Below are 15,505 nucleotides of genomic sequence, written 5' to 3'. Positions count from 1 at the left end.
GAGCTACACCGTGATTCGAATTGAACTGCCGACACTGGTTGAACGACTCAACCCCGTGTGCCGTCATATGCTGGAAGAAGCGGCGGCACTCTGTATTCAACATCAGGGTGCGGAAATCCGTATTGAGCACCTGTTGATGAAAATGCTGGAAACGCCGCTGTGCGATGTACGCCAGATCCTCAAGCGTGCAGGCGTGGATGCGGATGAACTGTCTTCGCTGCTGTTGCCTTCCTCCATGGATAAAGAATTTGACGCGGGCTACCCTTCTTTCTCCCCTCTGCTGGTGGAGTGGTTACAGGATAGCTGGCTGCTGGCCTCGGCTGAGTTTCAACACGTACGCCTGCGTAGCGGCATCTTACTGCTGGTCTTGCTGCTGACGCCCAATCGCTATGTGGCAGGCGCGATATCCCGCCCGTTGGCGCAGATTAACCGTGAGCTTTTACGCCAGCAGTTTGATGAGTGGGTGAAGGATTCGGTTGAAACGGAAGTCGCGGTGCAGTCCGCCACGGCCGAACAGGCTGCTGCGGCGAACACGCAACTCTCTCGCTATACCCAAAACGTGACGGAATCTGCCCGACAGGGGCAACTGGATCCGGTGCTGTGCCGCGACCATGAAATCGATCTGATGATCGACATTCTGTCCCGCCGTCGTAAAAACAACCCGATTGTGGTTGGGGAAGCGGGCGTCGGTAAAAGTGCGCTGATCGAGGGGCTGGCGCTGCGTATTGTTGCGGGTGCCGTACCGGAAAGATTACGGGATGTGGAACTGCTTACCCTCGACCTGGGGGCGATGCAGGCCGGTGCCTCGGTGAAAGGCGAATTTGAGAAACGCTTCAAAGGCGTGATGCAGGAAGTGAAAGATGCGCCGCGCCCTATCATTCTGTTTATCGATGAAGCGCATACGCTCATCGGGGCTGGCAATCAGGCCGGTGGGCTGGACGTTTCCAACCTGCTTAAGCCTGCGCTGGCGCGCGGTGAACTACGCACCATCGCGGCCACGACCTGGAGTGAATACAAAAAATACGTCGAGAAAGACGCCGCGCTCTCCCGCCGTTTCCAGCTCGTCAAAGTCGGTGAACCGAATGCTGAAGAAGCCACGGTTATCCTGCGTGGGCTGCGCGGCATCTATGAAAAAGCGCACGGTGTCCTGATTGATGAAGACGCGCTTCAGGCGGCCGCGCAGCTGTCGGCGCGCTATATCTCCGGTCGCCAGCTCCCCGATAAGGCGATTGACGTGCTGGATACTGCCAGTGCGCGTGTCGCCATTAACCTGACGACGCCACCGCGTGCGGTCAGCCAGCTACAGACCCGCCTGCGCCAGCAGGAAATGGAAATCACCCAGCTTGAGCGTCAGGCACGCATCGGTTTGGGCAATACCGAAGAGCGGTTAGTCGAACTGCGTGACGCCCGCGAAGCTGGTGCGGTGCAACTGGCACAGTTGGAAGCCGATTGGCAGCAGCAGAAAACACAGGTTCAGCGCGTGATTGAACTGCGCACGGCGCTGCTGGATGAAGAGCAGTCTGTCGATTTTGATGCGGTGTCGGCGGCGGCGGAACTGGCTACCTGTGAACAGGCACTGGAAGCGCTGCAACAGTCCTCCGTGCTGGTCTCTCCTCACGTTGATAAAACGCAGATTGCAGCCGTTATTGCCGAGTGGACGGGCGTGCCGCTGAACCGTATCTCACAGAGTGAAATGGATGTCGTCACGCGCCTGCCTGAATTCCTTGGGGATTTAATTAAAGGACAGCAGTTGGCGATTGCCCAATTGCATAAGCACCTGCTGACCGCGCGTGCGGATCTCCGTCGTCCGGGACGTCCGTTGGGGGCTTTCCTGTTGGTGGGGCCGAGCGGCGTGGGTAAAACGGAAACGGTGGTGCAAATTGCCGACCTGATGTTTGGCGGACGTAATTATCTGACCACCATCAATATGTCGGAATATCAGGAAAAACATACGGTTTCGCGTCTGATCGGTTCACCTCCCGGTTACGTCGGGTTTGGTGAAGGCGGTGTATTGACCGAGGCCATCCGCCAGAAACCGTATTCTGTGGTGCTGCTGGATGAGGTGGAGAAGGCACACCCGGATGTCCTGAACCTGTTCTATCAGGCGTTTGATAAAGGTGAACTGGCTGATGGTGAAGGCCGAGTCATCGACTGCCGCAACGTGGTGTTCTTCCTGACGTCCAACCTCGGGTTCCAGACAATCGTGAACTACGCCGAGCAGTCGGATGTGTTGCTGGATGCGCTTTATCCCGAATTGGCGGCCTTCTTTAAACCTGCGCTGTTGGCGCGTATGGAAGTCATCCCTTATCTGCCGCTGGCGCATGACACCATGGTTGAGATTGTACAGGGCAAATTGTCGCGTCTGGTGTCTCTGTTGCAACAGCGCTTTGGCGCGGAAGTCATCATTGAGGACGAAGTGCCGGAAGAGATTCTGCGGTTGGCGAATCGCAGCGAAAACGGCGCACGTATGCTCGAATCGGTGATTGATGGCGCCTTGCTGCCACCGGTCTCGCTACAGCTGCTGCAACGTATGTCGGCGGGTGAACCTGTCAGCCGTATTCATTTCCGCGTCGAAGCCGGCCAGTTCCAGACTGAGGTTGAGGGCTGAGTATGCAACATGCCCTCGAACTGGCGCTTGCACTCACCCGACAGCATGATGAGGCCGGTCTGTGCGACTGGCTGCTGGAGACGATGCAGGCCGCCTGGCAGCCTCAAGGGATGCTACTGGGTATGGTGGATGTCAGCGGCAGGCAACTGACCTGCCAGGGGCGAGTGCATGAAACGCCGGTGGCGCTGAATTTGGGCGTGGATGACTTTAGCCACCCGCTGGCTTATGCGCTGCATAAGAATCAGGCGCGCACTTGGGATTCTCTCTATGGCGGTGCCCGCATTGAGCACCGTGAATTTCGGCAGATGCTGGTCTCTGTCGGGACGAACTGCGGGTTGCACGCGCTGCCGCTGCTGTCGGATAGCGGCAAACCGCTGGCGGTGTTGGCGCTGCTGGATACGCCGACGCGTCTGCAAGCGCTGCATCAACGAGGCGAATGCGAACGGCTGGCGCAGGTGTTTTGCCGTCAGCTTATGCTGCTGCGAGAGCTGGCGCATACCCGGCGGGAGCAGGTCGCACTGAGAGATTCGCTCCGCCAGATTAAGGATGAAGGGCAGAGCCGTCGTGAGCAGAAAAAGCGGGTAGAAGCCACGCTAATTGGTCGCTCTGTCGTCATTAAAGCGCTGCATCAGCAGATCTATCAGGCGGCAAAGCACCGGCTTTCGGTGCTGATTCAGGGCGAAACCGGTTCAGGGAAAGATGTGGTGGCGCGTTTGCTGCATCAGTGTTCCGAACGTGCCGACAAACCTTTTATCGCTATCAACTGTGCTGCAATCCCAGAAAACCTGATTGAAAGCGAGCTGTTTGGCTATCAGAAAGGGGCGTTCTCTGGTGCACAAAGCAACAAGATTGGTCTGGTCGAGCAGGCTAACGGCGGAACCCTGTTTTTGGATGAAGTCGGCGATATGCCGCAGTCCATGCAGGCCAAGCTGTTAAGGGTATTGGAAACGCATAGCTTCCGTCCCCTCGGTGCGGAGAAAGAGGTGCATTCCGATTTCCGTCTGATTGCCGCGACCCATCAGCCGCTGGAGCAGCAGGTGTCTGACGGTGTGTTTCGGCAGGACCTCTATCATCGCCTTTGCCAATGCCTGTTGCAGGTCGCACCGCTGCGTGAGCGGCCGGATGATATTCGTCTGCTGTGTGAGCACTTCATCGGTCAATTTGCAGATAAACAGCAAAAACACGTGGGGCCGTTGAACCGGGCCTTCCTGCGCCAACTAGTCGCATATGACTTTCCCGGCAATGTGCGGGAACTGCGTAATCTGCTGGAAGTCGCCTGCGCGCATACGCCAGACGGTGAGGCGTTGTCTCTGGCATCGCTACCGCCTGAACTGCGCGATCGGCTGAGGAGCAGTACAGCTGAGGAACAGGATCGTTATCAGCATATCCACGATTTACGTATCGCCACACAGCGGTATGAAGCGGCTGTTATTGAAGCACGCCTGCGCCAGTTTCAGGGCAACCGCCTGCTGGTAGCCGATAGCCTCAATATTCCTAAACGCACTCTCGACCACAAATGCCAGAAGCTGGAGGTAAATTGATGTTTCTGACGATGGCACCCTTACTGTTGGCAACCGCTGCGACCCCCGATCCCGCCTGGCAGTCGTTATGGGAACAGTGCCGCAATGAGACGGCTTCAGAGCTCCGGCTGGCCTGTTATGACGCGCTGGGCCGGGAAGCAGAACGCAGCGGCACGCTGTCCCCACAGAGTGATAACGCCGCGACGGGCGGAACGTTTCAACTGGGACGTGAAGTAGACAGCGGCGATATGACGCTCACCCGCGTGCTGGCCGATGGCAATACGCTGGTGATTAGCTGCGCCAGCAATATTACGCACTTGCGCTTAACGCTCAGCGAACCCTGGGCAGGTGAGTCCGTCACATCGCAACTGGATGGTGTGACGGTGTCCGACAGTTGGTTTATCCGCAACCGTGGGCTGCTGCTGGAGTCGGGACGCGGCCTGCCAGCGATTGATGCGTTAAAGCGCTGGATTGGGCATCGCGAACTGGTGCTTAACGGCGCGGACGGTCATGCGCTGCGTATCGAACTCGCCGGGCTGGGCGAAGCACTCGCGCCGCTGCGTCAGCAGTGTCACTGGTAAAGGAGGCGTTCATGCATGCACATCCCTGGTGTAAACGCCTGCAAACCTCGTTGCCGGATGAGAAATTGCGCGCGGCGGTATTGGCTGACGATCCGCTCTGGGAAAAGGTCGAAACGGAGCTGGTCAAGCTGGGATCGCTGGCGCATAACCAGGTCGATCTTAACGTGGTGGCAGGGTATTGCCTGACCTTGCTGGAAAGCAAAACCAAAGATATGCGGGTACTGGTGCAGCTATTGCGCTGCTTACAGCACCCGGCTAAAGCGACACCGTTTTCTACCGCGCTGATGCTGCTGGATAGCTGGCTGGAGAGTTACTGGGTGCCTGCCTGGCCTGCCAGTCCGGTTCAGAAACAGAAGTTGATGCTCCAGATTGTTCGGCGTTTTGAGAGCGCGCTGCCCCGCATTGCAGAAAGTGCCTCCAGCGCAGAGCTGGAGCAATTACAGCAGTTAACGGAACAGGTGGCGACCCGCTGGGGTGAACTGGCGAGCGACAAAGCGGCGCTGATGGATGAACTGGTGCAGGGTGTTAAGCGCGCCAGACAGCGACAGCAGGCGCAGGAACAGGCGAATCAGACGGCAAAACCGCCTCCGACAGCGAGCGGTAGCTCAGGCGGGAGTGAAACCAGCGCGAGCGCGGCCTCGACACCCGTCAGTTCGGTGGAGATTAATTCATCCGACGAGCGCGGTTGGCGGCAAACCCAACTGAACGTCGCGGCGCTGCTGGTTGAGCGCCATCCCGATTCACCGATGGGTTACCGTCTGCGACGCCACGCTATCTGGTCCGGTATTGCCACACCGCCGATGTCGTCCAAGGGAAATAAAACTCAGTTGGCCCCCGTCTCGTCAGACCGCGTGGATGAATACCAAAGTGCGCTGGCTCAGGCTGATTTGGCGCTGTGGGAACGCATAGAACAAAGTCTGGTGCTGGCACCTTACTGGTTTGATGGCCACATGTTGTCCGCTTCGGTGGCCTCACGGTTGGGGCATGCCGCCGTCGCGACGGCGATTGCCGAGGAGCTTTCTGCGTTTATTCAGCGTGTGCCGGAGTTGCGTGAATTGGCGTTCAGTGATGGTGCCCCTTTTCTGACGGGGAAGTGTAGCCAGTGGTTGCAGTCCAGCCAGCCGGTTCGCGGCGGCGGCGGGGTGCGGCAGGACGATCTGGCGACGGAGGCGGCAGCCTGCCGAGATGAGAAAGGTATTGGGGCGGCGATGCAGCTATTGGATGAACGCATGCGTCGCCTGAAAGAGCCTCGCGATCGCTTTTATGCCGAGTTGGTACTGGCGGATTTACTTGCCGAAGAAGGGATGAAGTCACTGGCAGCACAGCACTATCAGCACATGTGGCAGGAAAGCCAACAATTGGGCCTGATGCAATGGGAACCGGGACTGGTCAGCCGCGTGGAGCGGTTGGCGGCATCCCGCAAAAAATAAGACATTCGGAGTGAATGGTCACTTATGTTTAAAACAATCATAACCTTTCTACGCAAGCAGTTGCCTAAACTGAAACCCTCCTGGCTACTGTTGGGCGTGCTACTGTGGGTCGTCGTGTTGGTTCTGGCCTGGTGGCTGGGGCCGCGTTTGACGGTGGGCGAGTCCCGTCCGTTGCAGGGAATCTGGGGCCGCGTGGTGTTCACGCTGGTCTGGCTGTGGCTGGCGTTCTCCTACAGCGCCTGGCTGGTCTGGCGTCGTGTGCAGCAGATGCGTGCGGAGCGTCATGAACAGCAGGTGATTGAGCAGGATCCCTTGCAGGTGTATGTCGACAGCCAGCAGACGTTTCTCGATCGCTGGCTGGACGCGTTTCAGACCCAGTTGGGCAAAAGAGCGCTGTATGCGATGCCGTGGTATCTGACTATTGGCCTGGCGGGCAGCGGGAAAAGTAGCCTGATCCATCGCGCCAATCCGGCAAACAAAATGAATCCGAAGCTGGATGCTGAGCTGCGAGATGTGGCGGCAGGCCAGCAGGTGAGCAGTTGGGTTGGGGAATCTGCGGTGATTTGGGATCCCAGCGGACAGCTACTTGCCCAGCCTGAACTGGAGGGCGATTCACTCGGGCAGCGTCATGCTCGTCTGTGGCAGCACTTGCTACAGTGGCTCAGTGAAAACCGCCGCCGCCAGCCGCTCAACGGTCTGGTGCTTACGCTGGATATCTCGTGGCTGGCGCAGGCTGGGGTCGCGGATCGCAAAGCCTACGCGCAGGTCATGCGTGCGCGTTTGCAGGAAATTTCCGTCAACATCAATACGCGCTTACCGGTGTATATCGCGCTGACCCGGTTGGATATGCTGAGCGGCTTCGACAAGGTTTATCGCCAGTTGAACCGTGAAGCGCGTCAGGCGGTATTAGGGGTCACGTTTACTCCGCAGGCGAGCAACAGCAAAGGCTGGTTAGAAGAGCTGGAACGCTTCTGGGACGAGTGGGTCACGCACCTGAATGACAACCTGCCAGACATGCTGTTGACGCAATCGGACAGAAGTGTGCGCAATTCGCTGTTCTCGTTCGTTCGCCAACTGGCTGGCGTGAAAGATTACGTGATGGACGTGCTGACGGAAACGTTAGCGACGGGTGAGGATCGCGCGTTCCTGATTCGCGGTGTCTACGTCAGCTCTGTCTATCAACAAGGGGTGCCGTTCGATGCCTTTGCGCAATCGGCGTCCCGGCGTTATCAACTGCCCGAGCCGATTAACCCTGCGCTGCGCGGTGAATCGAACACGTTCTTCGTGCAGCGCCTCTTCCCTGATGTCATTTTCCCTGAGGCCAGTCTGGCGGGCGAAAACCGGCTGCATAGCCTGTATCGTCGCCGTCGGCTGAGTATCGGTGTGGGCTGCATGCTGCTCGCCAGTCTGGCGCTGGTTGGCAGTTGGCACCATTTCTATCGGGTCAACGAAGAGGCTGGGCGTAACGTCCTGACGAAAGCACAGGCTTTTATCGGTACCAATGAGCTGGAAGGCCAGCAGGGCTACGGCTATCAGCAACTGCCGCGTCTGAATTTGATTCGCGATGCGACCTTATCCTTTGGTAATTACCATGAGCGCACGCCGCTGCTAGCCGACCTTGGCCTGTATCAGGGCGACAAGATTGGGCCTCATGTTGAAGGCACCTATCTGCAAATGCTGAATCAGCGCTTTCTCCCTGCTGTGATGCAAGGGCTGCTGGAAGATCTGAATCAGGCACCGGCCAATAGCGAGCAAAAGCTGACGATTCTGCGCGTGATGCGGATGCTGGATGATGCGTCAGGGCGCAATAAATCGCTGGTCGAGCAGTTTATGGCGCAGCGTTGGCAGAAGGCATTTCCCGGACAGGGCAACGTGCAGGAACAGCTGATGCAGCATCTGGATTACGCCCTTGAGCACACCGATTGGCACAAGGCGCGTGAGCAAAAAGATACGTTAGCGATCAGCACCTTCGCGCCATTTAATCAGCCGATCACGCTGGCTCAACAAGAACTGAGCAAGCTGCCGATGTATCAGCGTGTTTATCAGAGTCTGGTGATGAAGGCGACGCAGGTACTGCCGCCAGATTTAGCCATTCGTGATGAAGTCGGGCCGACGTTTGATCCGGTGTTTTCCCTGCGCAATGACAAAGCGGGAAGCGTGCCTCGACTGCTGACGTATCCCGGCTTTAGCGATTATTACCTCAAGCAGGACAAAGCGCTATTAGAGCTGACGGCACTCGATGCCTGGGTGCTGGGACAGCGTGAGCGTGCGCAGTTCAGCGAGGCCGATCGGCGGGAAATTCTGCGTCAGGTGAATGACCGCTACATTACGGATTACATCAACCAGTGGCAGAAAGTGCTGGCGAACATTGATGTGCAAACGCTCGATACGCCGGAGCAGGCGCTCGATATCCTCACGGATATTACCGGCAACGATCAGCCCTTCCAGCGTGTGCTGACCACGGTGAGTGATAACACCCGTATCCGCAAGTTGGCTGATGATGATAACGACACGGCGCAGAGCATTAATACGCGTACGGGCCGTCCGTTTATGACTATCAATGCGGCGCTGAGCGGACGCGGTGAGCAGGGGCCGCTGGTGCAAGAGGTTAATCAGAAACTGACGGATCTCTATCACTATCTCGACCAGATCGTCAACGCGACCGATCCGGGACAGGCGGCGTTGAAAGCGGTGCAGGCGCGGCAGGGAAATAAATTTGCCGATCCGGTGTTCGCATTACAGCAATATGCCCGCAGTTTGCCTGCACCGCTGGATCGCTGGGTAGGGCAATTAGCCGGAGAGAGCGCCAGTCTGGTGACCGGGTTGGCGATGTCGTCGCTGAATCAGGAATGGCTGGATAAAGTCGTGACGCCATTCAATGAGAAGCTGGCGGATCGTTATCCCTTCGACCCGTCATCGAACAAGGATGTGCCGCTATCGGAAATGGAAATGTTCTTCATGACTGGGGGTACGCTGGATAGCTTCTACCAAACCAACCTCAAGGCGATGATGGAAAGCGGCATGCTGGAAGAAGGCATGGCGTCGCCTTTGCAGGCTGAGCTGGTGAAGCAGCTTGAGCGTGCTAATCGCATCCGCCAGACCCTGTTTAATGCGCAGGGCAGCCTGGAAGTGCATTTCGTTCTGGAACCGCTGGAACTGACGGCGAACAAGCGCCGCAGCGTACTGAATCTGGACGGACAGTTGCTGGAATACAGCCACGGTCGTCGCCAGAAAACGCCGTTGGTGTGGCCAAACAGTATGCGTGACGGTGCCGAAAGCAAGCTGACGTTAGTGCCGGACGATCGTGAGCGTTCACCGCGCAGCCTGAGCTTTAGCGGGCCGTGGGCGATGTTCCGGTTAGTCAATAGCGATCAGTTAACTCAGGTGAATGAGAACACCTTTGACGTGCGCTTCTCGCTGGAGAACGGGGCGATGACGTATCGCGTGTACACCGATGCCAGCCATAACCCGTTTGCCGGTGGTCTGTTCAGCCAGTTCACGCTGCCTGACTCGCTTTATTAATTAACTCTCGGGAGCCTGCTCAGGCTCCCTATTGCTGGATGATGTGATATGCAAGATGCACAACAGGCCCTGAAAGTGGGCCGCGATCCACGGATGCTGCCGGAGTTTGACGCACTTCGGGCTGAAATTAACAAGTTGAGTCACGCATCTCGCCCTGATGTGGATTGGATGCTGGTGCACGATATGGCCACCACCATCTTTGAAAAGCAGGGCGTGGATCTTCAGACTGCGATCTACTTTACGCTGGCGCGTTCACGGCTGGCGGGATTGACCGGCTTCACGGAAAGCTGTGAGTTTCTGGCAAACCTGATCGTGACGCAGTGGGATAACTTCTGGCCGCCGGTACATCAGGAACGGGCGCGTATTGAGATGCTGGACTGGTTTATTGCTCGCATCAGCGAAGTGGTGCGGCAGTACGCCATCAGTCATGAACACAAGCGGCTGGTTTACCGTTGCGAACGTGCGCTGCAATTGATGAGTGAAAAGCTGCATAACTCTGGGCTGAGCCGCATTCCTCGCGTCGAGAATCTGCTGCACTTCGTCGAAGGCTATACCCATTTGTTTGATGAAACCGAGATTGTCATTGTGTCGGACGATCAGGAACTGAAAAAGCAGGATATGCAGATTCCCCCCATGGTGTTCTTTCACTCAGACATGGAACCCGGCGCGACGGTGCAAAGCGGTTCATCAGGCTCGGGTCAGGCTGCTCTGCCTGCGGGCAGCATTCTCATCGGACGGGAGAAAGGGCAAATGAAACCGACGGTATTGAAAATTGAGGCGCACAAAAAGCAGAAGCCAGCGTGGTTCTGGTTTGTCTCTGGGCTGCTAACCTGCGCGTTGCCTGTCGCTGCGATTACAGGCTGGCAGTATTGGCAGGAACAGAAGGCTGATGCGCTGGCGTTACTGCAACAGCCAGCCTACGCGTTGCCCGTCGCCCCCGATCATAATGACATTCGCCGGGTGCGTATTGCGCTGGGCGAGCAGAAATTGCAGGGCATGGAAGGCGAGCTGATCAACCGCTATCAGGCACAGTTGGAGCAGGTGAAAAATGCCTCGCCGTTCTATCTGTATCAATACGGCAACGGCTTGAAAAACGTGATGCAGCAGCTCTATCCCGATTCGTTGGCGGTGAAGGAGATGGAACGCCAGTGGCAGATTGCGCTTGAACGTCAGCAGGGCGATGAACCGAAAACGCGCGGGTACGAACAGGCTCAGGCCCGCGTCAACGAGACGTTGCAGCAACTGCTGGAACTGGAACGGCAGCGCCGGACGGTGACGATTTCCTATCTGAAATCAAAGCTCTACGATATGCAAAAAGACCTGATGTCGGACGTTCCCTTCGGGATACGACTGCGAGAACTTGAGGCACGTAAAACCAAGAGCCAGTCGCTGACGCCAGCGGAGCTACGCGCGATGGAAGACGAACTGCGCGCCTTCAACGTTCGCTTGTACCGTTTGCAGCAGAGTAATTCTGCCAGCTGATTGTCGTGAAGGGAAAAACGCTGAGCACATGATGAAATACAAAAAATTAGTGATAGGCCTGTCGGCCTGTTGGCTGGTGTCATGTCAGGCACCCGTCACATCGCTGTCTGAACCAGAACTCGTGGCATCAGCGAACCGGGGAAACGGAGAGGCGCAATATCAGCTGGCAAAGACGCTGGCCGCGCGCTCGCAGTACACCGAGGCGATGCAGTGGATGCAGAAGGCGTCTGGCCTGTCTGAACTTCCGGGCAATCAGGAACTGCGCGCGGCCGCCGCACTTCAGGTGGGGGATTGGTATCAGGCCGGGCTGGGTGCGCCCAAGAACAGCCCGTTTGCTCGCCAGTGGTGGGCAACGTCCTCACGTTTGGGAAATGGCGAAGCGGGGCATCGGCTTGGTATGGACTGTCAGGTTCAGCATCAGGGAAAGCTGGTGGCGGCCTGCCTGAGTGCTTTTGAATCCGCTGCGGCAAATGGTTATCCCCCCGCGCAGTTGATTGTCGCCCAGTGGCACGCAACGCATGCGGGCGGAGAAAAAGATGCCGTAGCGTGGTTGCTGAAGGCCTCCGAACTGGGTAATCGGGATGCGCAATACCAGTTGGCGCAGCGCTATGAGCAAGGTAAAGGCGTGGTGATCCGTCGCGATCTGGCCGAACGCTGGTATTTCCGCGCGGCGACGCTAGGTCAGGCACAGGCACAGCTGTGGATGGCGCGACACGAAGACGGCGAGAATGCGTTGAACTGGTATCAAAAATCCGCGTCATCAGGTGATGCTGAAGCACAGCTTTGGCTGGGCAAGGCATACCGCGAAGGTAAGCGCTTACCTTGGGATGAGCAAAAGGCGCGTTATTGGCTGGAGCGCGCCGCGTCTGGCGGATCGGGCGAGGCTGATTATTTGCTCAGTCAGAGCCAGACAACCCATGAAAAGCGTGAACAGTATCTGGTTCAGGCCTCCTCTGCGGGCTATATCCGGGCGCAACGCGAACTGGGTGAGCGGTTATTTAACGCGAGCGAGTTTGCGCGTGCGCGTGAAGAATATGCCAAAGCGGCATCAGCAGGAGACACCGAATCCCGTCTGGCCTATGGCGAGATGCTACGGTTGGGGCAAGGCGGCAAAGAGGATTATGTTGAGGCGATGAAGCAGTACCGCCTGGCGGCAAATGACGGCAACCGTATGGCTCAATATCGTATGGGCATGATGCGTCAGGATGGGCTGGGCGCTTCCCGCAATCGTATTCATGCTTACGCCTGGTACGCGATGGCAGCAACAGAGGGAATGAGCGAAGCCATTCATGCACGTAACGATCTGGAAGCGACGATGCAGCCTGATGAAATCAAAGCCGGGCAGCGGCTGGCGATGCACTGGTCATCCGGAAAAACAGAGTAATCCGTGATGGTGCATTGAAGGGCAATATTTTCATCAGGATAGCGACGTGTCGCTCCAACGGGAGCGGGGGGCGTGCGGTAGCCATGGCGAAGGAAAAAGGAGAAGGCAGGTGGCAAATAGCACAGGATTGCAGTTCACCGTAAAAGTCGGCGCGCTGGAGGCAGGCACCTTTGCGGTGGTGGATTTCAGGCTGGATGAAGGGCTGAACCGGCCTTTCAGCCTGTCGCTGAGTCTGGCGAGCGCGTTGCCGGATGTGGATTTCGGCGCGGTGCTGGACCAGCCGTGCGAGCTGATGATTTGGTATGAAGGCGAACTGAAGCGTCGGGTCAGCGGGATTATCAGTGGCTTCACGCAGGGCGACACCGGCTTTCGCCGCACGCGCTATCAGGCGGAAGTCCGTCCGGCGTTGTGGCGGCTGGGGCTGCGTACCAACGCCCGCATCTTTCAGGCGCAAAAGCCGGAAGTCATTATCGGTACGTTGCTGGAAGAAGCCGGTATTACCGATTACGCCTTTGCACTACGCAACGAGCATGCGGTCCGGGAATACTGCGTGCAGTATCGGGAAAGTGATTTGGCGTTTATCACCCGTCTGGCGGCGGAAGAAGGGATGTATTTCTTCCACGAATACGAAGAGGGTAAACACCGCGTGGTATTTGCCGATGATGCGGGTGCGCTAACCAAAGGCCCCGAGCTGTTCTTAAACCTCGCCAATCAGGGATTAAGTGAGGGCGAATATGTCCGTCGCTTTCACTACGCAGAGCGGGTGAGCACATCGGACGTCGAGTTGAAGGATTACAGCTTCAAGACACCGGCTTACGGGCTGTCGCACAAGAAGATGAGCGGCGAGCTGGCGCACCAGCGAGAAAGCTATCAGCACTACGACTATCCGGGGCGCTATAAGCAAGACCCGAGCGGCAAGGCGTTCAGCGGCTATCGGCTGGATGCGCTGCGGGCAGGGGCGGTGACAAGCGAAGGCGAATCCAACTGCGCAGGGCTGATGCCGGGCAATACCTTTACCCTGACGGAGCACCCGAATGCGGCGCTGAACGCGGTATGGCAGACGGTGAGTGTGACGCACGTCGGGCAGCAGCCGCAGGCGCTGGAAGAGGAAAGCGGCGGCGAACCGACGACCATGAGCAACAGCTTTGCGGTGGTGAAAGGCACGACGACATGGCGTGCGGCCATGCCGTACAAACCGATGGTGGACGGCCCGCAAATCGCGACTGTCGTCGGCCCGACGGGGGAAGAAATCTACTGCGACCAGTACGGTCGGGTAAAACTGCAATTCCCGTGGGATCGCTACGGGGCGAGCAATGACCAGAGCTCCTGCTGGGTGCGAGTCAGTCAGGGCTGGGCGGGCGGCCAGTACGGGATGATTGCCATTCCGCGCATCGGCCATGAAGTGATCGTCAGCTTCCTTGAAGGCGATCCGGATCAGCCGATTATCACCGGGCGTACTTTCCACGTTACCAATCCGTCCCCCTATCCGCTGCCCGCTAACAAAACGCGTACCACGCTTCGCTCCAAGACCCATAAAGGCAAAGGATTTAACGAACTCAGCTTTGAGGATGCGACCGACAACGAAGAGATCTTCCTCCACGCCCAGAAAAATATGGCAGTGCGGGTGCTCAATTCCAAAGATGAGCGCGTGGACTATAACCGCACAACAAGCATCGGACATGATGAAGAGCTGGTGGTCGCCAACGATCGTAAAGTCACGGTGGAAGGCAATCAGGATCACAAGACCACAGGCAACCATTTATCGCTGACCGAAGGCGATCGGGGCATACAGGTTAAGGGGGATCTGACGCAAAAAATCAGCGGCGTATTCAGCGTAGACAGCAACGGCGATCTGACGCTGCAAAGCGGCAGCAAATTAACGCTCAGGGTTGGGGGCAGCTTTGTGGTTATCCACGCCGGTGGGGTCGACATCAAAGGGCCGGCCATCAATCTGAACTCAGGTGGCAGCCCCGGCGATGTGGCACTCCCTGCCGATCCGGCGATATTGAAAGCGGCTGCTGCCGCAGGGACGCTGTTTGTGGCGCACTGCCCGGCAAAGGAGAAAGAAAACCGTGAGTGAGACTGTGCAATATGCCGTTATAGATGGCTCAATTGAAGAAGGACTACTGGATTTTTTGGCTGAACACGACCCGCCGCATTGTTGCTTATATGCAGAGCCCTTACAGCAGGAGTTAGTCCCGCTGGCTCCCTATTTAGTTGAAGTCACGCATGAGGTTTCATCCTGGCTGGTGAATAAAACCTCGGCGTGGGGGATCTATCTATTTACGTCGGTGAGCATGAAGGATTTACGCCACCATCTACGTAAATATTTACAGGTTCTTTTGCCCTCAGAAGATAAACCCGTGTTTTTCCGCTTTTACGATCCGCGAAATATCTGGAACTTATGCCATGTTCTGAGTGAATGGGAATTGCATTGTTTTATGGGGCCGATTGAAAAGATGATGACGCTCCATAATGGAACCATTCGGGAAGAACATTTTCAGCCCATCCGTGCCCAGTTTCCGCCAACGGCTAAAAGCCGAATGAAATTGTTCAGAATCAGCCAGCCACAGCTTGATTTACTGAATCAGTATGCAGAAGTGAAATACATTGAGGGGTTAACGGCTAAAACGATGACTCAGTACGCAGAAAAAATACAACATAGTGCACCGTATGTTCCCGAATGGAAAATGAGCCAGACGGAGGACATTTATAACGGCTTAAAAGATAGCCCTGAGCGCCTAACAGTCAACGAGTCTGTGAGCGAGTGTTATTATTTTTGTAAGGCAAAAGGTATTGAAGACGATCGCGCTATTCGCGGATTACTGCATTTATTGATAGAAAAAGAGATGTATTCAATAAAAAAACTCCCTGTGCTATGGCAGGACTTATTAAGTAATGAAAGCGTTCCCGGCCATTACCGAGTTGAACGTTTGCTTAAAGATACACTGGGATATATTCCCCGCTAAAGGAAAAGC

General features: G+C 56.7%; 9 protein-coding genes. All 9 read left to right on the top strand.

All coding sequences use genetic code 11. From position 1 onward, the window contains the following. Positions 1-10 precede the first annotated feature (10 nt). The 9 genes from tssH to EO763_RS17105 all read left to right on the top strand — a co-directional run bounded on the left by tssH (position 11) and on the right by EO763_RS17105 (position 15,496). Entirely contained in the window at positions 11-2,608 is a 2,598-nt protein-coding gene (gene tssH / locus EO763_RS17145; RefSeq protein WP_161529674.1) for a type VI secretion system ATPase TssH, read from the top strand. Positions 2,609-2,610: 2 nt separating this feature from the next. Beyond that, the gene (locus EO763_RS17140; RefSeq protein WP_161529673.1) at positions 2,611-4,149 is read left to right on the top strand and encodes a sigma-54 interaction domain-containing protein; all 1,539 of its coding nucleotides are present in this window, start codon (positions 2,611-2,613) and stop codon (positions 4,147-4,149) included. Further along, positions 4,149-4,709, top strand: a complete 561-nt coding sequence (gene vasI, locus EO763_RS17135) for a type VI secretion system-associated protein VasI (protein ID WP_161529672.1) — start codon at positions 4,149-4,151, stop codon at positions 4,707-4,709. Before EO763_RS17140 ends, vasI begins: the two co-directional genes overlap by 1 nt. Before the next feature lie 11 nt (positions 4,710-4,720). Beyond that, on the top strand, positions 4,721-6,139 hold the full coding sequence (gene tssA, locus EO763_RS17130; protein WP_161529671.1) for a type VI secretion system protein TssA: 1,419 nt from the start codon (positions 4,721-4,723) through the stop codon (positions 6,137-6,139). A 24-nt stretch (positions 6,140-6,163) separates the two neighbouring features. Next, a complete protein-coding gene (gene tssM, locus EO763_RS17125; protein ID WP_161529670.1) occupies positions 6,164-9,661 on the top strand; it encodes a type VI secretion system membrane subunit TssM in 3,498 nt (1,165 codons plus the stop codon). 48 nt (positions 9,662-9,709) lie between these two features. Next, complete coding sequence (locus tag EO763_RS17120) at positions 9,710-11,143, top strand: VasL domain-containing protein (protein ID WP_161529669.1); 1,434 nt, start codon at positions 9,710-9,712, stop codon at positions 11,141-11,143. Positions 11,144-11,171: 28 nt separating this feature from the next. After that, on the top strand, positions 11,172-12,527 hold the full coding sequence (locus EO763_RS17115; protein WP_161529668.1) for a tetratricopeptide repeat protein: 1,356 nt from the start codon (positions 11,172-11,174) through the stop codon (positions 12,525-12,527). Positions 12,528-12,636: 109 nt separating this feature from the next. Next, entirely contained in the window at positions 12,637-14,607 is a 1,971-nt protein-coding gene (locus tag EO763_RS17110) for a type VI secretion system Vgr family protein (RefSeq protein WP_161529667.1), read from the top strand. Continuing rightward, complete coding sequence (locus EO763_RS17105; RefSeq protein WP_161529666.1) at positions 14,600-15,496, top strand: DUF4123 domain-containing protein; 897 nt, start codon at positions 14,600-14,602, stop codon at positions 15,494-15,496. Before EO763_RS17110 ends, EO763_RS17105 begins: the two co-directional genes overlap by 8 nt. Positions 15,497-15,505: the final 9 nt, after the last annotated feature.

The sequence above is a fragment of the Pectobacterium odoriferum genome, from assembly GCF_009931295.1.
In the GTDB taxonomy this organism is placed as follows: Bacteria; Pseudomonadota; Gammaproteobacteria; order Enterobacterales; family Enterobacteriaceae; genus Pectobacterium; species Pectobacterium odoriferum.
The sequence above is the reverse complement of the archived record's forward strand: the minus strand, read 5'-3'. Positions and strand labels throughout refer to the sequence as shown.